Below are 24,079 nucleotides of genomic sequence, written 5' to 3' on the forward strand. Positions count from 1 at the left end.
GGTCGGGGCTTCCGGGGGCGACCGCCGGGGCGGGCGGCGTCCGTCCGGTGGTTCGACGGGCGGACTGCGGGCAGCCAGACCGGATGCAGTTCGGGGAAGCGGTGCGGCGCCTGGCGCCGCGGTCGGACCGGCGGTCCTGGGAAGACCGGATCAAGATCACGGTGAAGGGCGTCGTCGCGGCGGTCGGCGCGTGGTTCATCGCGAAGTACCTGGTGGGGCACGCCGTGCCGTACTTCGCGCCGCTGGCGGCGCTGCTCGGGGTGTACCCGACGGTGGCGCGGTCGGTGCGGGAGAGCATCGGCTACGCGGCCGGGTTCCTGGTGGGCGCGGGCATCGCGATCCCGGTCGGGATCCTCGTCGGCCCGAACGCCGCGGGGATCGCCGCCGTCCTGGTGGCGGGGCTCCTGCTGTCGAGCTGGCGCGGGTTCGGGAGCCAGTCGTCGCAGGTGGCGTTCACGGCGCTGTTCGCGCTGCTGGTCGGCGGCGACCGGGTGGTCGAGTACGTCCATCCGCGCCTGTACGACGTCGGGGTGGGGCTCGCGTTCGGGCTGGTCGTGAACCTCCTGCTGTTCCCGCCGCTGTACCTGCGGCGCGGCGAGTACGCGGTCCGGCAGGTGCGGGACGTCCTGGCGGAGGCGTTCGAGGCGCTGGCGGACGGCGTCGCGGACCAGGACGAGGACTGGCGCGGCCGGTGGGACGAGGCGGAGCCGCGGCTCGGCTACGTCGTCGACCAGGCGCGGTTCGCGGTCGACCAGGGCCGGGAGAGCCTGCGCGGGAACCCCCGGGCGCGGCTGTGGGGGTTCCGGCTGCGGCCGCGGATGGCGGACCAGTGGGGGACGCCGCGGCAGATGACGACGCTGGAGCACGCGGCGGCCGACCTGCGCTCGATCGCGGGGACGCTGCGGGAGGCGACCGAGGGGGAGAGCGGGGAGCTGCGCCTCGGCCGGGCGTTCCGCGCGGACTACGCCGGGCTGCTGCGGGCCCTCGCCGAGATCGTCCGCTGCGAGTCGGGCGAGTCGGTCGCGGCGGCGGACGACGCCCGGGCGCGGGCCCGCGATCTGCAGGACCGGCTGGAGCGCTCGTTCGGGGAGGCGGGGGCGGAGATGCCGGGCATCTGGGACCCGCGCCGGGAGCTGCTGCGGCTGTCCGGCCTCACCCTCACCGCACTGTCGCCATAATTGTTGACAATTTCGGTTACAGGGTCGAATGTAGGGCTCCATGAGCACTGCGAACCCCTCCGGCCCCCTCCTCGTGATCAGCGCCCACGCCGGCGACTTCGTCTGGCGCGCGGCCGGCGCCATCGCCCTGGCCGCCGAGCGCGGCGACCGCGCCAAGGTCGTGTGCCTGAGCTACGGCGAGCGCGGCGAGTCCGCGCGCGCGTGGCGGGAGGGCAAGGGGCTGGACGAGATCAAGAAGATCCGCCGGGCCGAGGCCGAGGCCGCCGCCGCGGAGCTGGGCGCGGAGATCGAGTTCCTCGACGCCGGCGACTACCCCCTGGTCGAGAGCCACGAGCTGGTGGACCGGCTGGTGCGCGTCTACCGCGAGGTCGAGCCGGCGGTCGTCCTGACCCACCCCCTCGCCGACCCCTACAACGGCGACCACCCCGCCGCCGCCCGGATGGCGCTCCAGGCGCGGGTGCTGGCGCAGGCGATCGGGTACGACGCGCCGGGCGAGCCGCTGGGCGCCCCGCCCGTCTTCTTCTTCGAGCCGCACCAGCCCGAGCAGTGCGACTTCAAGCCGAACGTGCTGCTGGACATCACGCCGGTGTTCGAGCGCAAGCGGCGCGCGATGGAGTGCCTGCCCGCGCAGCGGCACATGTGGGACTACTACACGGCGCTCGCGAAGCGGCGCGGCGTCCAGCTCAAGCGGAACGCGGGCCCGAACCTCGGGCTGCCCGTCGACACCATGGCCGAGGCGTACGTCCGGCTGTACCCGCAGACCACGCGGGAGCTGGCATGAGGACGGTCGTGGTCACCGACCCGCCGCGCGCCGACTTCGCGCAGGTGGACGTGCTCGCCGCGTTCGGCGTCGCGACGGTGCACGAGGCGCTCGGCCGCACCGGGTACCTCGGGCCCGGCCTCCGCCCCGTCCACCTCGGCGCGCGGATCGCCGGGACGGCCGTGACGGTGCTGTCGTGGCCCGGCGACAACCTGATGATCCACGTGGCCGTGGAGCAGTGCCGTCCCGGCGACGTCCTGGTCGTGGCGACGACGTCGCCCTCCACGGACGGCATGTTCGGCGAGCTGTTCGCGACGGCACTGCAGCACCGGGGCGTGCGGGGGCTGGTCATCGACGCGGGCGTGCGGGACGTCGCGGAGCTGCACGCGATGGGGTTCCCGGTGTGGTCGGCGGCGGTCAGCGCGCAGGGCACGGTGAAGGCCACGCCCGGCGCCGTGAACGTCCCGGTCGCGATCGGCGGTCAGGTCGTCCGCCCCGGCGACGCGGTCGTCGCGGACGACGACGGCGTCCTGTGCGTCCCGCAGGGGCGCGTCGCGGAGGCGGTCGCCGCGGCCCGCGCCCGGGAGGAGAAGGAGGAGGCGACGCGCGCCGCGTTCCAGCGCGGCGAGCTGGGCCTCGACCGGTACGGGCTGCGCGACCGGCTCGCCGGGATGGGCATCGAGTACGTCACGCACGCCGAGTACGAGGCGGAGCTCGCGGCCGAGGGCGGGACGGGCGCGTGACCGGCCGCGTGACCGGCCGCGTGACCGGGGACGGCGGGGTGCGCTGCATGCTGATGCGGGGCGGGACGTCGAAGGGCGCGTACTTCCGCGCGGACGACCTGCCGTCCGACCCGGCCGAGCGCGACGGCCTGCTGCTGCGCCTCATGGGCGCCCCCGACCCCCGGCAGATCGACGGGATCGGCGGCGCCCACCCGCTGACCAGCAAGGTCGCCGTCGTCTCGCCCTCGGCGGACCCGGCCGCCGACGTCGACTACCTGTTCCTCCAGATCGGCGTGGACGAGGCGACCGTCTCCGACCGGCAGAACTGCGGCAACCTGCTCGCCGGGGTCGGCCCGTTCGCCGTCGAGCGGGGCCTCGCCGCGGCGCGCGGCGCGGAGACGGCCGTCCGGATCCGGATGCTGAACTCCGGGAGCGTCGCCACCGCGACGTTCCCCACCCCGGGCGGGCGCCCCGCGTACGCGGGCGGCACCGCGATCTCCGGCGTGCCCGGGACGGCCGCCCCGATCCTGCTCGACTTCGAAGGCACCGCGGGCTCGGCCACCGGCGGCGCGCTGCTGCCCACCGGACGCGTCCGCGACGTCGTCGACGGCGTCGAGGTCACCCTCATCGACAACGGGATGCCGGTCGTGGTCGCCGCCGCCGCCGACTTCGGCGTCACCGGCGACGAGCCGCCCGCCGAGCTGGAGGACCGGCTGCGGGACCGGATCCAGTCGCTCCGCCTGCGCGCCGGGGAGCTGATGGGACTCGGGGACGTCGCCGGCGCGTCCGTCCCGAAGACCACCCTCGTCGCCCCGCCCCGCGCCGGCGGGACGATCGCCACCCGCACGTTCATCCCGCTGCGCGCCCACACCTCCATCGGCGTGCTGGGCGCCGTCACCGTCGCGACCGCCGTGCTCATCGACGGCGCCGTCGGCCACGACCTGGCCCGGCCGCCCGCGCCCGGCGCGCCGCTGGGCATCGAGCACCCCACCGGGCGCCTCGACGTCGACGTCCGGCTCGGCGCGCCGCCGGACGGCCCGGACGGCCCGGGCGGCGGCGTCCCGGCCGTCCGGCGGGCCGCGATCGTCCGGACCGCCCGCAAGCTCTTCGACGGCACCGTCTTCCCCCGACCCCCAGGAGACCCCCATGGCACCTGACCGCTCGCCCGCCCACGAGATCGCGCACGTCGGCCACGTCGAGCTGCTGACGCCCGAGCCGGAGAAGAGCCTCTGGTTCTTCACCCGCGTCATGGGCCTCACCGAGAACGGCACCGAGGGCGACTCGGTCTACCTGCGGACCTGGGACGACTACGAGCACCATTCGCTGAAGCTCACCGCGCACACCACGTCCGGAATCCGGCGGGTCGGGCTGCGGACGTCCTCGCCGGAGGCGCTCGACCGGCGCGTGCGGGCGATCGAGGACGCCGGGCTCGGCATCGGCTGGCGCGACGGCGACCCCGGCCTCGGCCCCACCTACGTGTTCCGCGACCCGGACGGGCACGAGCTGGAGCTCTACTGGGAGTCGGAGTGGTACGAGGCGCCGCCCGAGCTGGCGCCGTCGCTGAAGAACCAGGCGCAGGCGTACCCGGCGCTCGGGGTGTGCGTCCGGCGGCTCGACCACGTCAACTTCCTGGCCGCCGAGGTCGAGCCGAGCACCGGCGTCCTGCGGGACGTCCTGGGCGCGCGCCCCACCGAGCAGATCAGGCTCGACGACGGGACGATCGCCGGCCGCTGGATGACGTTCACGAACAAGTCGTACGACATCGTGTACACGCGGGACCGGACGGGCAGCCGCGGGCGGCTGCACCACATCGCGTTCGCGACCGACACCCGCGAGGACATCCTCCGCGCCGCCGACATCTTCCTCGACAACGGCGTGTTCATCGAGACGGGCCCGCACAAGCACGCCATCCAGCAGACGTTCTTCCTGTACGTCTACGAGCCGGGCGGGAACCGGGTCGAACTGTGCAACCCGGGCGCCCGGCTGGTCCTCGCGCCCGACTGGCGGACGATCACCTGGACGGAGGCCGAACGCGCCAAGGGCCAGGCGTGGGGCCTCCAGACCATCGAGTCGTTCCACACCCACGGAACGCCCCCCGTGGCCTGACCCGGCGCGGGGACGGGTCGTCCCCGCGCCCGGCGTCACCGCGCCGCGGCCAGCCGCTCCAGCAGGTCGCGGCTCGCCGCGGCCATCGCGTTCGGCACCCCCAGCTCGTCCAGCATGTCCGCCGCCGCGCGCATCTCGGCGGCCCGCCGGACGGCGTGCCGGTGCGTCCCGTCGACGAGCCGGTCCACGGTCGGCTCGCCGGCGCGGACCAGCTCCTCGACGATGTTGCCGCGCAGCCAGTCCGCGCACCCGGCGGCCCGCGCCGCCTCCAGCGCCTCCACGACCGACGCCGCCAGGCCCTTGAAGAACACGCTGCGCAGCAGCTTGCGCCCGGCCGCGGCGCCGGCCGGCGCCGGACCCGACTCCCCGGCCAGCACCTCCACCGCCGCGCCGAGCGGCCCGAGCAGCGCCGCGACGTCTCCGGCCGCGTCCCCGCAGGCCAGCATGGGGGTGCGCAGGCCGCGGCCGGGCACCGGCGCCATGACCGCCACGTCCGCGAACCGGACGCCGCGCGCCGCCGCGAGACCGTCCAGCTCCCGCTTCAGGCTCGGCGGGCCGGTGTTCAGGTCGGCCCAGACCGCGCCGTCCGCGAGCCCGGCGGCCGCGTTGCGGAACGCGTCCACGGCGTCGTGGGCGCTGTTGACGCTCAGCACCAGCGCCGCCCCCGCCGCGGCCTCCGCCTCGCCCGCCGCACCGGCCACGCCGTCCGGCGCGGGCACGGCCGGGTCGTAGCCGCGGACCCGCGCGCCCGCCGCGACCAGGTCGCGGGCGAACGCGCCGCCGGCCTCGCCGAGGCCCAGAACCGTGATGATGGGCTCGCCGGACATGTGACCTCTTCCCTCGTGTTCCCTCGCGGGCCGCTCGTGGGCCGCCCGTGCTCGCCGCGTGCTCGCCGCGTGCCGCGCGTTCCCGGCCGGGGCGCAGCGGGCTCATGTCCGGATAGGCTAAGTCATCAACAAAATTGGCGACAATCCTGGAGGGCCTGTGCCGGAGTCCCGCCCGCCCGCCCCGGTGGCCGCCCGCATCCGGGAGGCGATCCTCGCCGGCGAGTTCGTCCCGAACCAGCGGCTCATCGAGGCCGACCTGTCCGACCGCTTCGGGGCCGGACGCGCCGCCGTGCGCGCCGCGCTGCTCGAACTGGCCAACGAGGGCCTCATCGAGCGCGTCCAGAACCGCGGCGCCCGCGTCCGCGCGGTGTCCCTCGCCGAGGCCATCGAGATCACCGAGGTGCGGATGGTGCTCGAGGGGCTGTGCGCCGCCAAGGCCGCCGAGCGCGCCACCGACGCCGACATCGCCGAACTGCGCGAGATCGGCGAGGGCATGCGGGCCGCCGTCGCGTCCGGCGACGTGTTCGGCTACTCGGGCCTGAACCAGCGGCTGCACGCGCGCGTCCGCGGGATCAGCGGGCAGGGCACCGCCTCGGACGTCCTCGAGCGGCTCCGCGCGCAGAACGTCCGGCACCAGTTCCGGCTCGCGCTGCACCCCGGGCGCCCGCAGACGTCCCTGCCCGAGCACCTCGCCATCATCGAGGCCATCGCCGCCCGCGACCCGGCCGTCGCCGAACGGGCCGCGCGCGCCCACCTGGAGAGCGTCCTCGAAACCCTCCCGAAGGTGCTGCCCGAAGAGAACCGCTGACGGGTCCGGACGCCCGGAAAACCCTTCGCCTTCCCTTCCTCCGCGCGGTTACGGTCACGGGGCCGCGATGCGGCGTATCCGCATGCGCGGCAGGTCGTCGTTCCCGAGACCCGGAGGAGGGCAGATTTCGATGACCACAACGTTCCTGGGTGCGGCCGGTGTTCGGAACATCGGGATCATGGCCCACATCGACGCCGGGAAGACCACGACCGCCGAGCGCATCCTGTTCTACACCGGCGTCTCGCACCGCATCGGCGAGGTGCACCACGGCGCCGCCGCCCTCGACTTCCTGAAACAGGAACGCGAGCGCGGCATCACCATCGGCTCCGCCGCCACGACCTTCCACTGGTCCGTGGACGGCGCCGACCACACCGTCAACCTCATCGACACGCCCGGCCACGTCGACTTCATGATCGAGGTCGAGCGGTGCCTGCGCGTGCTCGACGGGGCCGTCACCGTGTTCGACGGCGTCGCCGGGGTCGAACCGCAGTCGGAGACCGTGTGGCGGCAGGCCGACCGGTACCGCGTGCCGCGCGTCTGCTTCGTCAACAAGCTCGACCGCGCGGGCGCCGACCTCGCCCGCTGCACGGGCATGATCGCCGACCGGCTCGGCGCCGTCCCGCTCGTCCTGCAGCTGCCCATCGGCGCCGAGGCCGGGTTCGCCGGCGTCGTCGACCTGGTCGGGTTCCGCGCCCACGTGTGGACGGACGAGGCGTACGAGGTCACCCGGGTCCCGGACGACCTCGCCGACGAGGCGCGCGCGTGGCGCGCCCGGCTCGTCGACACGATCGCCGAGCACGACGACCCGTTCCTTGAGCAGTGCCTGGAGGGCGAACCCACCCACGAGCAGATCCACGCCGCGATCCGCCGGCTGACGATCCGGAGGGACGACGTGACCGTGACGCCCGTCCTCTGCGGCAGCGCGTTCAAGAACAAGGGCGTGCAGCCGCTGCTGGACGCGATCGTCCGGTACCTGCCGTCCCCACTAGACGCGGGCGGGGTCGCGGGCGGGGGCGCGGGCGACGTCTCCGACGAGGCCCCGCTGGCCGCGCTCGTCTTCAAGATCACGAGCGACCGGCACCTCGGGCGGCTCGCGTACGTCCGCGTCTACTCCGGCCGGCTCGAGTCCGGCGCCGCGGTGCTGAACAGCGTCAAGGGCCGCCGGGAGCGGATCGGCAAGGTGTACCGGGTGCACGCGGCCGAGCGCCGCGAGATCGGCGCCGCCGGGGCGGGCGACATCGTCGCGGTCATGGGGCTCAAGCAGACCACGACCGGCGAGACCCTGTGCGCCGAGGCGCACCCGGTCGTCCTGGAGTCCATGGACGTCCCCGAACCGGTCATCGAGGTCGCGATCGAGCCCCGCTCGTCCGCCGACACCGACCGGCTCGGCGCCGCCGTCCGGCGGCTCGCCGAGGAGGACCCGTCCTTCCGCGTGCGCGCCGACGCCGAGACCGGCCAGACCGTGATCGGCGGGATGGGGGAGCTCCACCTGGAGATCCTCGTCGACCGGATGAAGGAGGAGTTCGGCGTCGAGGCCGCCGTCGGACGGCCCCGCGTCGCCTACCGCGAGACCATCCGGCGCCCGGTCGCGGACGTCGAGTACCTGCACCGCAAGCAGACGGGAGGGAGGGGCCAGTACGCGAAGGTGAAGATCTCCGTCGAGCCGATCGCGGACGGCTACGAGTTCGTCAACCGCGTCACCGGCGGCCGCGTCCCGAAGGAGTTCGTCCCGTCGGTGGACGCGGGCTGCCAGGAGGCGATGGGCGCGGGCGTCCTCGCGGGCCACGAGCTGACGGGCGTGCGCGTCACGCTCCTCGACGGAGACTTCCACGTCACCGACTCGTCCGAGGCGGCGTTCAGGACGGCCGCCGCGCACGCGTTCGCGGCGGCGGTCCGGCGGGCGGCGCCCGTCCTGCTCGAACCGGTGATGTCCGTCGAGGTCACCACCCCGGAGGAGCACATGGGCGCGGTCATCGGCGACCTCAACGCCCGCCGCGGCCGCGTCGAGGGCACCGGCGAGCGCGGCGGCGCCCGGGTCGTCCGCGCCCTGGTGCCGCTGGCGGAGACGTTCGGGTACGTCGGCGACCTGCGCGGCATGACGTCCGGCCGCGCGGTGTTCGCGATGGAGTTCGACTCGTACGCCGAGGTCCCGGCGCACATCGCGGCCGACCTCGTCTGACGGCCGACCCGGTCTGACGGCCGAGGGGTGCGGGGGTGCTTCCCCCGCGCCCCTCGTGCGGTCTCGGGGGCGGCGGGGGCGTGCGGTCCGCCGTCCGACGGGTCCCGTAGTGTGACCGCGAAGTCGCATCACGGGAGGAGTCCGGATGGACGAGGAAATGCGGACCAACACGGCGGCCTGGGAGCAGACCGTGCGGTCGTCCCTCGAGCTCGCCGCGACGCTCGACGCCGCCGACTGGGACCGTCCGACCGAATGCCCGGGGTGGACGGTCAAGGACCAGTTCTCCCACCTCGTCGGCATCGAGCGGTCCCTGCTGGGCGACCCCGAGCCGGACGTCGCCGTGCCCGCGTTCGACCACCTCCGCAACGACTTCGGCAAGGCCCTCGAGGTCGCCGTGCACGCGCGCCGCGCCGTCCCGGGCCCCGAGGTCGCCGCCGAACTCGCCGAGGCCCTCGACCGGCGCCTCGCCCAGCTCCCGACGATCGACCCCGAGCAGCCCATCCCCCTGCCGAACGGCAGGGAGGGCACCTACAAGCGGTTCATGGCGTTCCGCGCGATGGACTGCTGGACGCACGAGCAGGACGTGCGGCGCGCGGTCGGCCGTCCGGGCAACCTCGACGCGCCCGCCGCGCACTGCCTGTGGAGCATCCTCGGCCCCGGTCTGCCGATCGTCGTCGCGCGCCGCGCGAAGGCCGAGCCGGGCGCGTCCGTCCTGTTCACGATCACCGGCCCGCCGTCCTTCCGCGCGGCGTACACCGTCGGCCCCGACGGCCGGGCCGTCCCGGCGGACCCCGAGCCCGCCGGGTTCACCGCCGAACTCGCCATGGACCTCGAGACCTACGTGCGGCTCGCCGCCGGCCGCTGCACGGCGGACGCCGTCACGGTCGGGACGAAGGGCGACGAGGACCTCGCCGCCCGCGTCCTCGCCGCCATGTCCCTGACCCCCTGACCGGCGCCTATCCGGCCGGGAAGGCGGAGGTGAGGAGGGCGGGGGACTCCTCGCGGCCGTCCAGGACGCGGTTGGTGCGGGTGACGGCCCGCCAACCGGCCGGGGTGCGGCGCAGCGTCCAGCGGTTCGCGGTCGCGCGGCGCAGCACGAAGCCGTCCGGACCGTTGACGATCATGAGCGTGTAGCCGACGGCGACGGCCTCGTCGCCGTCGACGGTGACGTGCGGCGGGCCGACGAAGTGGGCGCAGCCGCCCGCGATCCAGCGCCGGTGGTTCTTCGACCGCACCATCGCGTCGATCTCGGCGGGGCCGGTCATGAGGAGTTCGTCGACGTCGTAGACGCCGTCGTCGTCCCACAGCGCGGCGACCTCGGGGGCGCGGCCGCTGTCGACGAGGGGCCCGTAGGACAGGATCAGCCGGGTGATCTCGCGCTCGTCCTCCAGGGCGCGCAGCCGGGACTCGAGGGCGGCGAGGCGGTCGTCGTCGGGGCCGGTCGCGGTCATCGGACGTCTCCGAAGGTCAGGCCGCAGTCGAGCTCGCGCAGGGCGGCGAGCTGCTCGCGGTAGTGGTCGGGGGAGTCGGACACGAGGCGGACGCCGGCGACGGTGGCGCCCGCGTCCCGCAGGCGGACGAGGGCCGCGGCGGCGGCGCCGGGGTCCCGCACCGGGTCGAGCGGGCGGGACGGGGCGAGGACGACCTCGAAGCCGGCGGGGACGTCGGCGTCGGCGAGCATCTTCGCGAGGTCGTCGAGGGCGATCCCGAACGGGACCCAGCCGTCGGCGTTCAGGGCGCGGCGGAGGGACCGGGCGGTGCGGCCGCCGATCCAGATCGGGACGTGCTCCTGGACGGCGTGCGGTTCGACCACGAAGCCCGAGAAGTCGTAGTGGGTGCCGTGGTACTCCGGCGTGCGCCGGGACAGGGACGCCTGGAGCGCGGCCAGCGCGTCGTCCGCGCGCGCGCCGCGTCCGCTGAAGGGCGCGTCGAGCAGCTCGAACTCCTCCTGGAGGCTGCCGACGCCCAGGCCGAGGGTGAGGCGGCCGCCGCTGACCGCGTCGAGCGTGCCGTAGCGCTTCGCGATGGCGAGGGGGTGGTGGTAGCCGAGCACCAGGACCTGGGTGGCGAGGCGGATCCGGGCGGTGCGGGCGGCGAGGTAGCCGAACGTGGCCAGGGGGTCCCAGTAGACGCCGCCGCGCTGCTCGGCCGCCTCGGCGGGGACGGCGACGTGCTCGCTGCACGTGACGTGGTGGTAGCCGAGGCGGTCGGCCGTCTCGGCGATCCGGGCGATCTCGTCGATGCCCGCGGTCCGCTCCCAGGCGGCGTGCCCGGGCGGCGGCTGGGCCACCACGGGCGTGACGATGCCGACGCGCATCCAGGGACTCCCTTCGGTAGGAATGAGTTCTAGTTCCGGGGCGGTCACGGCCTCCGGCCTGCCACCGGTTCTACACGATTGCCTGACCTGGTCTTACGTGACCCCTTCCGTTGCCACCCAGCGCTTGCTACATTCCACTTAACAAGAATTCATTTCAGTCTTGTGCCCTGGGAGGTGCGATGGCCGAGCTCATGGCGCCCGGACGGCGGGAGACCCCGCCGTCGATGGTCGAGCGGATGACCCTGATCCTCGACGCGTTCAACGGACCGTCCGCCCGCCTGACCTTGGAGGACGTCGCGCGCCGCACCCGGCTGCCGCGCTCGACGGCCCACCGGATCCTCGACCAGCTCGTCCGCCAGCGCTGGCTGTCGCACCACTCGTACGGGTACGGGCTCGGCCAGCGCGCGCTCGGGCTGGGCGGCCGGGACGGCGGGCACGGCAAGATCCGCGAGGCGGCGGCGCCGCTGCTGCACGAGCTGCAGGTCACCACCGGCCTGGTCGCGCACCTCGCCGTGCTGGACGGCGCCGAGGTCTTCTACCTGGACAAGCTCGGCGGCCGGCTCGCCACCTCCGTGCCGTCGCGGGTCGGCGGCCGGGCCCCGGCGCACTCCACCGCGCTCGGCAAGGCGATGCTGGCGTGGCTGGAGCCCGAGCAGGTCGACGCGCTGCTCGGCCCGGAGATCGCCCGGATGACCAGCCGGACGATCGGCGAGCTGGGCACGCTGCACCAGGAGCTGCACCGGATCCGGCAGCGGCGCGGGCTGGCGTTCGAGCGCGGCGAGTCGTTCCCCGGCATCGCCTGCGTGGCCGCCGCGATCCGCGGCGCCGAGGGCCCGGTCGCGGGCATCTCGCTGGTCGGCGACGTCCGCGCGCCGCTGGAGAACGTCGCGCCGCTCGTCGTCACCGCGGCCCGCGAGGCGTCCCAGGTGCTGTTCCCCGGCTCGGCCCCCGCCCGGCACGACGGCGCCGGGAAGGGGACGGCCCGCGCGCGGAAGCCCGCGGGGGACCGGTCGTCCGACCGGGACTGCTGGTCCGCCGAGACGATGAACCGGCTGCTGGCCGTGGACGGCCGCGGCGACTGGATGTGACCCGGGCGGGCGTGGCGTCACATCCATCCCCACTGGCCCGCCCACCAGGCGTCCGGCGCGTCGAGCGCGCCCGGGTCCTCCGGCTCGTCCACGCCGAACCGGCTCCGGAAGAAGATCATCGGACGGTCGAGGCGGTCCTCGGGCCGCTCCACCGCGAGCACGCGGCCGATCACCACGTCGTGGTCGCCGGCGCGGTGCACGTCGTGCACCTCCGCGTGGACGGCGAGCAGGACGTCCCGCAGCGCGGGCGTCCCCCACGGCGAGACGTCCCAGTCGAGGTCCTCGAACTTGCGGCCCCGGCTGGACCCGAACCGCTGGCACAGGTCGCGCTGGTCCTCGCCGAGCACGTTGACGCAGAACCGCCCGGCGGCGCGGATCCGCGGCCAGGACCGGCCGCGCCGGTCGGCGCAGAACAGGACCAGCGGGGGCTCCAGGGAGACCGACGTGAACGACTGGCAGGCGAAGCCGGTCGGTTCGCCGCCGTCGATCGCGGTGACGACGGTGACGCCGGTGGCGAACTCCGACATCGCCCGGCGGAAGTCGGCGGGGTCCGGCCCGGCGGCGGGCTGGGCGGCGGGCTCGGTGTGCGGCGGCGTGCTGAGCGCTGGTTCGGCTGGCATCGGTGCACCTCGGATCGTCGCGGGACTGATTCGGAACGTAAGCGCCGCGCGGCGTGCCGCGCGCGAGCGATCCCGTTGAGCGGAACGGGGTTCGGGCGGGACGGGCCGGGGGCCGGAATGTCCCGCTGATCGGGATCCGGGAAGGTGCCGCCGAGGCGCGCGGGCATACGTTCCGGACAAGCCACCCTGAAGGACTGAGAGGCCATGCCGACGGAGCTGACGTACGACGCGACGCTGCGGGAACTCGCCACCGACCAGGGCGTCCTGCGCTACCACGAGGCCGGCGAAGGCCCGCCCCTGCTGATGCTGCACGGCTCGGGCCCGGGCGTGACGGGCTGGCGCAACTTCCGCGACAACCTGCCGCTGTTCTCGAAGTACTTCCGCTGCCTCGTCCTCGAGTTCCCCGGCTTCGGGGTGAGCGACCCGACCGACCAGCACCCGATGATGGCGGCGGGCGGCTCGGTGATCCGCTTCCTGGACGGCCTCGGCCTCGACCGCGTCGACGTCATCGGCAACTCGATGGGCGGCATCGTCGGGACGAACGTCGCGCTCGCGAATCCGGACCGGGTGGGCGCCCTCGTCACGATCGGCGGCATCGGCCGCAGCATCTTCAGCCCGTCGCCCGGCGAGGGCATCAACCTGCTGATGGAGTTCACCGAGAACCCCACGCGCGAGGCGCTCGTCCAGTGGCTGCACTCGATGGTCTACGACCCGCGGCTGGTGACCGAGGAGCTCATCGAGGAGCGGTGGAAGCAGGCCACCGACCCCGACACGCTGGCCGCCGCGCGGCGCATGTACGGCAAGGCCGCGATGGCCGCGAACTTCAAGGCGCAGGCGAAGTCGGACCAGCCCCCGTACTGGGCGATGCTGCACAAGCTGAAGACCCGCACCCTCATCACGTGGGGCCGCGACGACCGCGTCAGCCCCGTCGACATGGCCCTGGTGCCGATGCGGACGATCCCGGACGTGCAGGTCAACATCTTCCCGAACTGCGGGCACTGGGTGATGATCGAGCAGAAGGAAGCCTGGGAGAGCGCGGTGCTGGCGTTCCTCACCCGCGCCGCGGGCGGGGCCGCCCCGAACGGGCGCACCGCCGGTGAGCGGGGCCGGGCATGAGCGCGGCGGCGGACGGGTCCGGCGCCTGGGACCACGAGTACGACCTCGTCATCGTCGGCAGCGGCGGCGGCGGGATGGCCGCGGCGCTGACCGCGCACGAGGAGGGCCTGAGCGTCCTCATCGTGGAGAAGGGCAAGAAGTTCGGCGGCAGCACCGCGCTGTCCGGCGGCGGCATCTGGATCCCCAACAACCCGACGCTGCGGGCGCGCGGCCACGACGACACCCGCGCGTCGATCCGCCGCTACCTCGACCTGCTCACCGAGGGCCGCGTCCCGGCCGCCCGCCTCGACGCCTACGTCGACCACGGCCCGGCCGCGATGGAGCTGATCTGCAAGAGCAAGTGGATGCAGTTCTTCTGGACGAAGGGCTACGCCGACTACCACCCCGAGCTGGAGGGCGGACGGCCGCTGGGCCGGTCCATCGAGGCCAAGCCGTTCGACACCCGCAAGCTCGGCGAGGACGAGAAGTACCAGCGGCCGAACAACATGAAGGGCCCGCTGGGCCTGTGGATCACCGCGAAGGACTACCACGACCTGGCGATGGCCAAGCGGACGTGGGCGGGCCGCCGGGCGTCGATGGTCGCGGCGTGGCGCGTGTCGTCCAACCTGGTCCGCCGCCGGCACATGTCGACGGGCGGGCGCGCGCTCGTCGCCCGGATGCGGATGGCGCTCAAGGACGCCGGGATCCCGCTCTGGCTGAAGACGACGATGACCGACCTGGTCACCGGCGAGGACGGGACGGTCACCGGCATCGTCGTGGAGCGCGACGGCGCGCCGCTGCGGCTGCGCGGCCGGCGCGGCGTGCTGCTGGCGACCGGCGGGTTCGACCACAACCAGAAGATGCGCGACGCGTACCTGCCGGAGGGCGGCCGCGCCGACTTCGCGATGGGCGCGCGGGAGAACACCGGCGACGGCATCCGGCTCGGCGAGCGGCTCGGCGCCGCCCTGGACTTCATGGACGACGCCTGGTGGATGCCCGCCGTGCGGCATCCCGCCGGGGCCGTGATCCCGCTGGTGTCCGAGCGGGCCATCCCGCGGATGGTCATCGTGTCCGCCGAGGGCAAGCGGTTCACGAACGAGGCGTCCCCGTACGTGAACTTCGTCCACGACCAGCTGGAGGGCGGGCACGTCCCCTGCTGGTTCGTCATGGACGCCAAGACGCGCGCGCGCTACCCGTTCGCGCAGATCCTGCCGGGCGCGCCGATCCCCAAGGCGTTCTACGAGCAGGGCATCGTGTTCAAGGCCGACACCCTCGACGACCTCGCGAAGCAGATCGGCGTCCCGGCGGACGCGCTGAACGAGACCGTCGCGAAGTTCAACGAGTACGCGCGCGCGGGCAAGGACCCGGAGTTCGGCCGGGGCGACAGCGCCTACGACCGCTACTACGGCGACCCGAACCTGAAGAACCCGAACCTGGACGTCGTCGAGTCCGCGCCCTACTACGCGTTCCGGCTGGAGGTCGGCGACCTCGGCACCAAGGGCGGGCTGGTGTGCGACGAGCACAGCAGGGTCCTGCGCGCGGACGGCTCGGTGATCGGCGGCCTGTACGCGACGGGCAACACGTCCGCGTCGGTGATGGGCAACGAGTACGCGGGCCCGGGCGCCACCATCGGCCCGTCCATCGTGTTCGGCTACATCGCGGCGCGGCACGCCGCGGGCCGGGCCGGGGCGGGGGCGGGGGCGGCCGCCGCGGAGGCGGAGCGAGCATGACGGAGCGAGCATGACGGGACTGCGACCATGACCGGGCTCAAGGCGCGCGTCGTCGAGGTCGTCCGCGAGACGGCCGACGCGCACTCGCTCGTCCTGGAACCGGCCGAGGGCGACCGCGACCGGTTCCGGTACAAGCCCGGACAGTTCCTGACGGTCCGGGTGCCCGCGCCGGACGGGTGGGCGGCGCGCTGCTACTCGCTGTGCAGCTCGCCGGTCACCGACGACCGGCTCAAGGTCACGGTGAAGCGGGTCGCGGGCGGGCTCGGCTCGAACTGGATCTGCGACAACGTCACCGCGGGCGACGTCCTGGAGGTGCTGCGGCCGTCCGGGACGTTCACGCCCGCCTCGCTGGACGCGGACCTGCTGCTCCTCGCGGGCGGCAGCGGCATCACCCCGGTGATGTCGATCCTCAAGTCGTGCCTGGCCGGGGGCACGGGATCGGTCGTCCTCGTCTACGCGAACCGGGACGAGCGGTCCGTCATCTTCGCGGACGAACTGCGGGAGCTCGCTGCGGAGCACGGCGAGCGCCTCACGGTCGTCCACTGGCTGGAGTCGGTGCAGGGCCTCCCCACCGAGTCGGGCCTCCGCGCACTGGCGCGCGCGCACACCCAGCGTGACGCGTTCGTGTGCGGGCCCGGCGCGTTCATGGACCTCGCGGCGGCGGCGCTCTCCGGCCTCGGCATGAAGGTCCACGTCGAGCGGTTCTTCTCGCTCGCCGCCGACCCGTTCGAGACCCCCGAGGCCCCCGACCCGGCGCCGTCCGGCGGGAACGCGGACGGCGCGGGCGGCGCGGGCGAGCCCGGCGAGATCGAGGTCGAACTCGACGGGGAGACCCGCACGCTGCCCTGGCCCCGCTCCGAACTGCTCCTCGACGTCCTGCTGCGGGCCGGGGTCGACGCCCCGTTCTCGTGCCGGGAGGGCTCGTGCGCCGCGTGCGCCTGCGTCGTCCTGGAGGGCGAGGCGGTCATGGACGCCAACACCGTCCTCGACGAGCAGGACCTCGCCGACGGGCTCATCCTCGCCTGCCAGGCGCGGCCGGCCGGCGACCGGCTGAAGATCACTTACGACGGCTGACCGCGGCGCCCCGGCACCGCGCACGACACCACGGGAGACAGGCGATGACGAACCGCGTCCTCGACACGATCATGGAACGGGCGGAGGAGATCCGCGAGCTGGGCCCGGTCAACGAGCGGCTCGGCAAGCTGGACGACAAGGCCGCCAAGGTGCTGCGCGACTCCGGCGTCATCAAGATGCTGCAGCCGGCGACGCACGGCGGGCTGGAGGCGCACCCGCGGGAGTTCGCCGAGACGGTCATGAAGATCGCCTCCCTGGACGGCTCCACCGGCTGGGTCGCCGGCATCGTCGGCCTGCACCCGTGGGAGATGGCGATGGCCGACCCGCGGGTGCAGCAGGAGATCTGGGGCGACGACCCCGACACCTGGATCGCGTCCCCGTACGCGCCGATGGGCGTGGCCCGTCCCGTGGACGGCGGCTACATCTTCAACGGCCGCTGGCAGTTCTCCTCCGGCACCGACCACTGCGACTGGATCTTCCTCGGCGCGATGCTCGGCGACAAGGACGGCAAGGTCGCGCAGCCGCCGTCGTCCCTGCACATGATCCTGCCCCGCTCCGACTACGAGATCGTCGAGGACTCCTGGGACGTCGCCGGGCTCAAGGGCACCGGCAGCAAGGACATCATCGTCCGCGACGCGTTCGTCCCCGAGTACCGGACGATCCCGTTCAACAAGATCATCGACGGTTCGGCGCCGCGCGAGGCGGGGCTGACCAACCCGACGTTCCTCGTGCCGTTCTCCTGCGCGTTCCCCCTCGGCATCACCTCCGCCGTGATCGGGATCGCCGAGGGAGCCCTGCACCACCACCTCGCCTACCAGCGCACCCGCGTCCAGATCACCGGCACCAAGATCAAGGACGACCCGTACGTGCTGTACGCGATCAGCGAGGCCGCCGAGGAGATCAAGGCGTCCCGCACCGCGCTGATCGAGAACGCCTCCCGCATGTACGACAAGGCCGCCGCGGGGCACGAGTTCTCGTTCGCCGAGCGCGCCGCCGGGCGCCGCACCCAGGTGCGCGCCGCGTGGCGGGCCGTGCAGGCGATGAACGAGATCGTCGTCCGGTCCGGCGGCAACGCGATGCGCGCCGACAACCCGATCCAGCGGTTCTGGCGGGACGCCCACGTCGGCCTCGCGCACGCCATCCACGTCCCCGGCGCGGTCTACCACGTGTCCGCCCTGACCGACCTCGACATCGAGCCCCCGCAGGGCCCGATGCGCTCGATGATCTGACCGGACCCGCTCCGGACCCACGTCCGCACCCCGCCCGGCCGGACGGCCGGGCCGCGACTTCGAAGGGATCGAGGACAGTGACGCACATCCGTGGACTCGGATATCTCAAGGTCCAGACGCAGCACATCGAGCGGTGGCGCGAACTGACGATCGACGCGCTCGGGTTCGCCGAGGGCTCCGGCCCCGACCCGGACGGCCTGTACCTGCGCATGGACGAGCGCAGGCACCGCCTCGCCGTCCTGCCCGGCGACACCGACCGGGTCCTGGCCGTCGGCTGGGAGGTCCGCGACCAGTTCGCGCTCGCCGCCGTCCGGGAAGCCGTCGAGAAGGCCGGCCGGGAGGTCACCGAGCTGCCCCCGGGCGAGGACGCCGAACGCACCATCGCGTTCACCGACCCGGGAGGCACCCCGCTCGAGGTGTTCTACGGGCCGGTCCTGGACCACTCGCCGGTCGTCACCGGCAACGCGCAGAAGTTCGTCACCGGCCCGCAGGGCATGGGCCACGTCGTCCTGCCGACCCCCCGCCAGGACGAGGTCGTCGCGTTCTACACCGACGTCCTCGGGTTCCTCCCGCGCGGCGCCTTCGGCAGCGGCGAGCCGGGCAAGCGCATGCGCGTCCGGTTCATGGGCGTCAACCAGCGCCACCACAGCCTCGCCGTGTGCCCCGCCCCGCACGACGGCGACCCGGGGCTCGTCCACCTGATGGTGGAGGCCGACACCCTGGACGCCGTCGGCATCGCCCTCGACAAGGTCACGAAGAACGGCTTCTCGATCTCCTCCACGCTGGGCCGCCACACCAACGACAAGATGGTGTCGTTCTACGTGCGCGCCCCCGGCGGCTGGGACATCGAGTACGGCTGCGAAGGCATGCTCGTCGACGAGGCGTACTACACCGCCGAGGAGATCACCGCCGACAGCTACTGGGGCCACGACTGGTCCGGCTCCGAGCCGCTCGCCGCGTTCGTCCCGAAGGGGAAGTGAACGGGTGACCCGCCGAACCTCCGTCGAGCCCGTCGCCGCGTCCGCCGTCGGCGGCGGGTTCGACCACGAGTGCGACGTCCTCGTCGTCGGCTTCGGCTGCGCGGGCGCCGCGGCCGCGTACGAGGCCGCGAGCGCGGGCGCGGACGTCATCGTCCTGGAGCGGGCGAGCGGCCCCGGCGGCTCGTCCGCGCAGTCCGGCGGCGAGCTGTACCTCGGCGGCGGTACGGACGTCCAGAAGGCGTGCGGCTTCGACGACACGCCGGACGCCATGTACGCCTTCCTCGAAGCGGCGCTCGGCCCGCACGCCGACACCGCCAAGCTCCGGCTGTACTGCGACGAGAGCGTCGAGCACTTCGAGTGGTTCCGCGAGCGCGGCGTGCCGTTCAAGCCGACCCTCTACCCGTCGCCGGTGTGGATGCCGATGACCGACGACGGGCTCATGTGGCTCGGCGAGAACGCGTGGCCGTACAACACGCTCGCCGAGCCCGCCCCCCGCGGCCACCGCCCGGCCGCGCCCGGCTTCGCCGGCGGCCTCCTCATGGAGAAGCTCGCCGCCGCCGCCACCGCGGCCGGCGCCGCGACGCACACCGACACCCAGGCCGCCGCGCTCGTCATGGACGGCGGCAGGGTCGCGGGCGTCACGGCCCGCTCCTTCGGGCGGGACGTCGCCTACCGCGCCCGGAAGGCCGTCGTGATCACCACCGGCGGGTTCGTCGACAACGAGGAGATGCTGGCCGCCCACGCGCCCGTCCTGCTCGGGCACGGCAAGGTCAGCGACGGCCTCGACGACGGCTCCGGCATCCGGATGGCCACCGCCGCGGGCGCCGCCGTCCGCCGCATGTCCGCCGTCGAGATCGCGCTCACCGCGCTGCCCGCCATGGTGAACCGCGGCATGCTCGTGGACGGCCTCGGCCGCCGCTTCATCAACGAGGACGTCTACCCCGGCCACTACAGCGTCCACGCCGTCCGGCACCAGCCCGGCCCCTACTGGACGATCATCGACGAGGAGGGGTTCGAGAGCGTCCCCGAGGCCGACCGGTGGGGCCTGCGCCCCTCCCACGCCGCCGAGACCCTCGCCGAACTGGAGCGGGAACTCGGCATGCCCGCCGGGGCCCTGGAGACCACGGTCGAGACGTACAACCGGCACGCCGAGAACGGCGAGGACCCCTACTTCCACAAGGACCCGAAGTGGCTGCGGCCGCTCCGCCCCCCGTTCGCCGCGATCGACCCCCGCGCGGGCTTCTTCGACGGCGGCGGCGGCAAGGGCACCGGAGCCGCCGGATTCACCCTCGGCGGCCTGCACACCACCGTCGACGGCGCGGTCCTCAACAACTCCGGCGACCCCGTACCCGGCCTCTACGCCGCCGGACGCGCGTCGTCCGGCATGCACGGCGAGGGCTACATCAGCGGGACGTCCCTGGGCGACGGCACCTTCTTCGGCCGCCGCGCCGGGCGCGCCGCCGCACGAGAGGAGAACGAGTGAAGTACGCCGTCCTGGCGCCCGTCGCCGCCGGCGTCACCGCGGACCCCGCCTGGATCGGTCCCTACGCCGAGCACGCGGACGCCTGCGGGTTCGAGTCCATCGTCGCCGTCGAGCACGCCGTCGTCGCCAGCCGCTACGACAGCGTCTACCCGTACGACGCGTCCGGGAAGATGGAACTCGCCGACGACCTCGACATCCCCGACCCGCTGGACCTCCTCGCGTACCTGGCGGGCCGCACGTCCCGGATCGGGCTCGCCACGGGCGTCCTCGTCCTGCCGAACCACCACCCGGTCGTCCTCGCCAAGCGCCTCGCCACCATCGACGCCCTCGCGGGCGGACGGCTCCGCGTCACCGTCGGCATGGGCTGGATGCGCGAGGAGATCGAAGCCTGCGGCGCCGACTTCGACACCCGCGGGCGCCGCGCGGACGAGCAGATCGCCGTCCTGCGCGCGCTCTGGGCCGACACCGCCCCCGAAGGCGCGACCCACGAGGGCGAGTTCTTCGGCTTCCGCAACGCGATGAGCTACCCGAAGCCCGTCCGAGGCGACGTCCCGATCCACATCGGCGGGCACAGCAAGGCGGCCGCTCGCCGAGCCGGACGCCTTGGCCAGGGCCTCCAGCCCTTGGGCGTCGCAGGGGACGAACTGCAAGCGCTCGTCAAGCTCATGCGCGAGGAAGCCGAACAGGCGAACCGCGACCCCGACGCCCTGCAGTTGACCCTCGGCCACAGCCTGGCCAAGGTCACGCCGGAGAAGGCGGAGAGACTCGCGGCCCAGGGCGCCGACCGGCTCGTCCTCCGCGCGACCCCCACGCGCGACCTGAACGAGGCCAAGGACGAACTGTCGGCCTGCGCCGAACGCCTCGGCCTCGCATGACGCACCTCACGGCGGGCGACCGGACCGACCTGCGCGACCTGGTCGCCCGCTACGCGCTGCACGCCGACCGCCGCGACTTCGACGCCCTCGCGGACCTGTTCGCCCCCGCCGCCGCGCTCGTCCTGCCCGACCCGCCCGCCGACCTCGCGCCCGTCCGCACCCACACCGGACGCGACGCGATCGTCCGGGCCCTCGCGACGCTGCGCGCGGTCCCCGTCACGTCCCACGAACTCGCGGGCGAGGTGTTCGACGCGGGCGACGAACCGGACACGGCGTCCGGGCACGTCACGTGCGTCGCCCACCACATCACCGAGCACGACGGCCGGCTCACCGACCTCGCCTGGCACCTGCACTACACCGACGCCTACACGCGCCGGGACGGCGCGTGGCGCATCGCCCGCCGCTCCTTGCAGATCGACTGGATCGAGACCCGTCCCGTCCGAAAGGCACGCCGATGACCCGAGTCAGCGTGGTGACCGGCGGCGCCCTCGGCATCGGCGGCGCCGTCTCCCGCCGCCTCGCCGCCGACGGCGACCTCGTCGTCCTCAACGACATCGACGGCGACGCCGCCGCCCGCACCCGCGCCGACATCGAGGCCGCCGGGGGCCGCTGCGTCACCGTCGTCGGCGACATCGTCGAGGACGCCACCGTCGCCGCGGTCGTCCGCGCGGCCGGGCGCGCGGACGTCCTCGTCAACAACGTCGGCGACTTCCGCCCCGCCGCCCCGTCCTTCCAGGAGAGCACCCCCGAGCAGTGGCAGCGGCTCTACGAGCTGAACCTGCTGCACGTCTTCAAGCTCACCCACGCGCTGCTCCCCGCGATGATCGAGCACGGCTCCGGCGCCATCGTGAACAACTCCACCGTCGAGGCGTTCCGCGGCATCCCCCAGCACCCCGTGTACTCGGCGTTCAACGCGGGCGTCTCCGCCTTCACCCGCAGCCTCGCCGTCGCCGCCGGCCGCCACGGCGTCCGCGTCAACGCCATCGCCCCCGACCTCGCCGACACCGAGCAGACCCCGGCGTCCTGGATGCTCCGCGGCTACGACCCGGACCTCATGCACACCTGGGTGCCCATGGCCCGCTTCGGCCGTCCCGACGACTACGCCGCCGTCGTCGCCTTCCTCGCCTCCGACGAGGCCCGCTACGTCACCGGCCACACCATCCCCGTCGACGGCGGCACCCTGGCCGCCTCGGGCTGGTTCGTCCGCGCCGACGACCGCGGCTGGACCAACCGCCCCCACCGCGCCTGACCACCCGAGCCGCCACCCGTGACGTCACGGTGCAGTCGCGGATGACGCCACCTCAGCGTCACTACGCCCCCGTACTCGCCCCTCTCGCTCAGAACACCAGTCTCCGGCGCCTTCGGCCGTCGCCGGCACCTCTGACCAGGCATTTCCGAGCCTCCACACAGGCGGAACAGGCGACCACAGCAGGCCCCTTCGCCGCCGGGCACCCCCACACCGCCTTAATCGACTTGACATGACGTCACCCGTGACGCCACCATGACGTCATGGATCTCGCGATGTACGTCGACGGTCTTCGACGCGAACTCGCGGTCGCGGCCGAAGCCGGAGGCGAGGACGCCCGCGCCCTCGCGGAGCGGCTCACCTCACCACTGGAGGCCGCGGTCCGCCTCGTCCTGCTGGAGGCCCTGTCGGACGCGGCCGACGAGATCACCCGGGACCTCGCGCCCGGCTCGGTCGAGGTCCGGCTGCGCGGCCGCGATCCCGACTTCGTCGTGACGCCCCCTCCGGAACCCGCGCCCGCGGCGTCCCGGCCGCCCGCCGTCCCCGAAGTATCGGCGGGCATCCGGGCGCCGGCGGCCGAGCCGGAGGAGGCCGGCGGCACGTCGCGCGTCACGCTCCGCCTGCCGGAGCACCTCAAACCGCGGATCGAGGAGGCGGCGGGCCGGATGGGCCTGTCGGTCAACGCCTGGCTCGTCCGGGCGGTGACCGCCGCCCTCGACCCCGGCGGCCCCCCGCGGGACGGCGGCGAGGGACGGCCGATCGGGCGGAACTACACCGGATGGGTGCGCTGAAGATGCAGACCAGATCCACAGGGCAGCGGGAAGGGGTCCACGTGCACACGTTCGACACCCCGGACGCGATCGTCGCCGCCGTCGAGACCACGGGCGGCCTGGTCCGGTTCCGCGCCGGAGACCGCGCCGACACCGTGGTGGACGTGCGTCCCAGCGACGCCGCACGGGAGTTCGACGTCCAGGCGGCCGAGGAGACCCGCGTCGAGTTCGAGGCGGGACGGCTCTCGGTCAAGACGCCCCGCTACGCGGTCCGCACCCTCGTCGGCACCCCGCCGTCGGTGGAGGTGACCATCGACCTGCCGGCCGGATCGCAGGTCGAGGGCAAGAGCGGCGGACACTTCCGCGGCGAGGGCCGGCTCGGCGACACCGACCTCGACACGTCCGCCGGCTTCGTCCGGCTGCAGGAGACGGGACGCCTGAAGGTGCGCGCCGCCGCCGGGGAGATCTCCGTCCGGCGGGCGACCGGCCACATCGAGCTGGTGTCGGCCTCGGCGAAGATCCGGCTCGGCGAGATCGACGGCACCGCGACGGTGAAGACGTCCAACGGCGACATCACCATCGGCGAACTGGCAGGTGAAGCCCGGCTCGTCACCGCGAACGGCGACGTCCTCATCGGCCGCTCCCGCGCGGAAGTCCACGCGAAGACCGCGCACGGCAGCGTCCGGATCAGCGAGGCCGTCAGCGGAGGCGCCACCCTGGAGACCGGCTTCGGCGAAGTGGAGGTCGGCGTCCCCGACGGCACCGCGGCCTGGCTGGAGGTGAGCTCCGAGTACGGCCACGTGCGGAGCGAACTCGAGGCCGCCGACGACCCGGGCACCGCCGTCGAGATGGTCGAGATCCGCGCCCGCACCCGCTTCGCCGACATCCTCGTCCGCCGCGCCTGACCCGCGCCACCGCCCCGGACGCACGAACCCTCCCACCCTCCGACCGCCCGCCGACGAGGGCCACGCCACGCATGCCCGGCAGCGACC

General features: G+C 74.0%; 24 protein-coding genes. 20 read left to right on the forward strand and 4 right to left on the reverse strand.

Features of this window, described 5'->3' with window-relative positions; genetic code table 11:
• Nucleotides 1–83 precede the first annotated feature (83 nt).
• From DMH08_RS20360 to DMH08_RS20380, 5 genes are read left to right on the forward strand one after another with little or no spacing between them, the layout of a single operon-like run.
• Nucleotides 84–1,178 (forward strand): FUSC family protein, encoded by a 1,095-nt coding sequence (locus tag DMH08_RS20360; protein ID WP_125617002.1) that lies wholly within the window; start codon nucleotides 84–86, stop codon nucleotides 1,176–1,178.
• A gap of 40 nt (nucleotides 1,179–1,218) precedes the next feature.
• Nucleotides 1,219–1,959: a PIG-L deacetylase family protein gene (locus DMH08_RS20365; protein WP_125617005.1), complete on the forward strand. Its 741-nt coding sequence runs from the start codon at nucleotides 1,219–1,221 to the stop codon at nucleotides 1,957–1,959.
• On the forward strand, nucleotides 1,956–2,681 hold the full coding sequence (locus DMH08_RS20370; RefSeq protein WP_125617007.1) for a 4-carboxy-4-hydroxy-2-oxoadipate aldolase/oxaloacetate decarboxylase: 726 nt from the start codon (nucleotides 1,956–1,958) through the stop codon (nucleotides 2,679–2,681). Before DMH08_RS20365 ends, DMH08_RS20370 begins: the two co-directional genes overlap by 4 nt.
• Nucleotides 2,678–3,817, forward strand: coding sequence for a 4-oxalomesaconate tautomerase (locus DMH08_RS20375; protein WP_233617711.1), 1,140 nt, complete (start codon nucleotides 2,678–2,680; stop codon nucleotides 3,815–3,817). Before DMH08_RS20370 ends, DMH08_RS20375 begins: the two co-directional genes overlap by 4 nt.
• Nucleotides 3,807–4,766: a catechol 2,3-dioxygenase gene (locus DMH08_RS20380; protein ID WP_125617010.1), complete on the forward strand. Its 960-nt coding sequence runs from the start codon at nucleotides 3,807–3,809 to the stop codon at nucleotides 4,764–4,766. Before DMH08_RS20375 ends, DMH08_RS20380 begins: the two co-directional genes overlap by 11 nt.
• A gap of 35 nt (nucleotides 4,767–4,801) precedes the next feature.
• Here the strand turns inward: DMH08_RS20380 and DMH08_RS20385 are convergent, their stop codons facing one another.
• Nucleotides 4,802–5,593, reverse strand: a complete 792-nt coding sequence (locus DMH08_RS20385) for a DUF1932 domain-containing protein (protein ID WP_125617013.1) — start codon at nucleotides 5,591–5,593, stop codon at nucleotides 4,802–4,804.
• A gap of 157 nt (nucleotides 5,594–5,750) precedes the next feature.
• On the opposite strand from DMH08_RS20385, the gene DMH08_RS20390 reads away from it, so the two are divergent.
• The 3 genes from DMH08_RS20390 (at nucleotide 5,751) to DMH08_RS20400 (ending at nucleotide 9,529) form a co-directional block, all read left to right on the forward strand.
• Nucleotides 5,751–6,401 (forward strand): GntR family transcriptional regulator, encoded by a 651-nt coding sequence (locus tag DMH08_RS20390; protein ID WP_199747914.1) that lies wholly within the window; start codon nucleotides 5,751–5,753, stop codon nucleotides 6,399–6,401.
• 130 nt (nucleotides 6,402–6,531) lie between these two features.
• Nucleotides 6,532–8,580: an elongation factor G gene (gene fusA / locus DMH08_RS20395; RefSeq protein ID WP_125617016.1), complete on the forward strand. Its 2,049-nt coding sequence runs from the start codon at nucleotides 6,532–6,534 to the stop codon at nucleotides 8,578–8,580.
• Nucleotides 8,581–8,725: 145 nt separating this feature from the next.
• On the forward strand, nucleotides 8,726–9,529 hold the full coding sequence (locus DMH08_RS20400) for a maleylpyruvate isomerase family mycothiol-dependent enzyme (protein ID WP_026400975.1): 804 nt from the start codon (nucleotides 8,726–8,728) through the stop codon (nucleotides 9,527–9,529).
• A 7-nt stretch (nucleotides 9,530–9,536) separates the two neighbouring features.
• On the opposite strand, the gene DMH08_RS20405 is transcribed toward DMH08_RS20400, so the two are convergent.
• A complete protein-coding gene (locus DMH08_RS20405) occupies nucleotides 9,537–10,031 on the reverse strand; it encodes a nuclear transport factor 2 family protein (RefSeq protein ID WP_026400974.1) in 495 nt (164 codons plus the stop codon).
• Nucleotides 10,028–10,897, reverse strand: a complete 870-nt coding sequence (locus DMH08_RS20410; protein ID WP_125617019.1) for a TIGR03619 family F420-dependent LLM class oxidoreductase — start codon at nucleotides 10,895–10,897, stop codon at nucleotides 10,028–10,030. The genes DMH08_RS20405 and DMH08_RS20410 overlap by 4 nt, the downstream gene beginning before the upstream one ends.
• Before the next feature lie 179 nt (nucleotides 10,898–11,076).
• On the opposite strand from DMH08_RS20410, the gene DMH08_RS20415 reads away from it, so the two are divergent.
• Nucleotides 11,077–11,985 carry an IclR family transcriptional regulator gene (locus DMH08_RS20415; protein ID WP_026400972.1) on the forward strand — a complete coding sequence of 303 codons (909 nt, stop codon included), beginning with the start codon at nucleotides 11,077–11,079 and terminating at the stop codon, nucleotides 11,983–11,985.
• 17 nt (nucleotides 11,986–12,002) lie between these two features.
• Here DMH08_RS20415 and DMH08_RS20420 read toward each other — a convergent pair whose 3' ends face one another.
• Nucleotides 12,003–12,605, reverse strand: coding sequence for a flavin reductase family protein (locus tag DMH08_RS20420; protein WP_026400971.1), 603 nt, complete (start codon nucleotides 12,603–12,605; stop codon nucleotides 12,003–12,005).
• Between the two features lie 204 nt (nucleotides 12,606–12,809).
• Here DMH08_RS20420 and DMH08_RS20425 point away from each other — a divergent pair, with 204 nt between their 5' ends.
• The 11 genes from DMH08_RS20425 (at nucleotide 12,810) to DMH08_RS20475 (ending at nucleotide 23,992) form a co-directional block, all read left to right on the forward strand.
• Nucleotides 12,810–13,721: an alpha/beta fold hydrolase gene (locus tag DMH08_RS20425; protein ID WP_125617022.1), complete on the forward strand. Its 912-nt coding sequence runs from the start codon at nucleotides 12,810–12,812 to the stop codon at nucleotides 13,719–13,721.
• On the forward strand, nucleotides 13,718–15,430 hold the full coding sequence (locus DMH08_RS20430) for an FAD-binding protein (RefSeq protein ID WP_125617025.1): 1,713 nt from the start codon (nucleotides 13,718–13,720) through the stop codon (nucleotides 15,428–15,430). Before DMH08_RS20425 ends, DMH08_RS20430 begins: the two co-directional genes overlap by 4 nt.
• A gap of 27 nt (nucleotides 15,431–15,457) precedes the next feature.
• On the forward strand, nucleotides 15,458–16,504 hold the full coding sequence (locus DMH08_RS20435; protein WP_125617028.1) for a ferredoxin--NADP reductase: 1,047 nt from the start codon (nucleotides 15,458–15,460) through the stop codon (nucleotides 16,502–16,504).
• Between the two features lie 44 nt (nucleotides 16,505–16,548).
• On the forward strand, nucleotides 16,549–17,733 hold the full coding sequence (locus DMH08_RS20440; RefSeq protein ID WP_125617031.1) for an acyl-CoA dehydrogenase family protein: 1,185 nt from the start codon (nucleotides 16,549–16,551) through the stop codon (nucleotides 17,731–17,733).
• 77 nt (nucleotides 17,734–17,810) lie between these two features.
• The gene (locus DMH08_RS20445) at nucleotides 17,811–18,713 is read left to right on the forward strand and encodes a VOC family protein (protein WP_125617034.1); all 903 of its coding nucleotides are present in this window, start codon (nucleotides 17,811–17,813) and stop codon (nucleotides 18,711–18,713) included.
• A gap of 4 nt (nucleotides 18,714–18,717) precedes the next feature.
• Nucleotides 18,718–20,196, forward strand: coding sequence for an FAD-dependent oxidoreductase (locus tag DMH08_RS20450; RefSeq protein ID WP_026400967.1), 1,479 nt, complete (start codon nucleotides 18,718–18,720; stop codon nucleotides 20,194–20,196).
• Complete coding sequence (locus DMH08_RS20455; protein WP_026400966.1) at nucleotides 20,193–21,071, forward strand: LLM class F420-dependent oxidoreductase; 879 nt, start codon at nucleotides 20,193–20,195, stop codon at nucleotides 21,069–21,071. Before DMH08_RS20450 ends, DMH08_RS20455 begins: the two co-directional genes overlap by 4 nt.
• Complete coding sequence (locus DMH08_RS20460; RefSeq protein ID WP_125617037.1) at nucleotides 21,068–21,529, forward strand: nuclear transport factor 2 family protein; 462 nt, start codon at nucleotides 21,068–21,070, stop codon at nucleotides 21,527–21,529. Before DMH08_RS20455 ends, DMH08_RS20460 begins: the two co-directional genes overlap by 4 nt.
• On the forward strand, nucleotides 21,526–22,320 hold the full coding sequence (locus tag DMH08_RS20465; RefSeq protein ID WP_026400964.1) for an SDR family NAD(P)-dependent oxidoreductase: 795 nt from the start codon (nucleotides 21,526–21,528) through the stop codon (nucleotides 22,318–22,320). Before DMH08_RS20460 ends, DMH08_RS20465 begins: the two co-directional genes overlap by 4 nt.
• Before the next feature lie 260 nt (nucleotides 22,321–22,580).
• Entirely contained in the window at nucleotides 22,581–23,108 is a 528-nt protein-coding gene (locus DMH08_RS20470) for a hypothetical protein (protein WP_026400963.1), read from the forward strand.
• Between the two features lie 41 nt (nucleotides 23,109–23,149).
• Entirely contained in the window at nucleotides 23,150–23,992 is an 843-nt protein-coding gene (locus DMH08_RS20475) for a DUF4097 family beta strand repeat-containing protein (protein WP_026400962.1), read from the forward strand.
• The last annotated feature ends 87 nt before the right edge of the window (nucleotides 23,993–24,079 follow it).

The organism is Actinomadura sp. WAC 06369 (genome assembly GCF_003947565.1).
In the GTDB taxonomy this organism is placed as follows: Bacteria; Actinomycetota; Actinomycetes; order Streptosporangiales; family Streptosporangiaceae; genus Spirillospora; species Spirillospora rifamycini.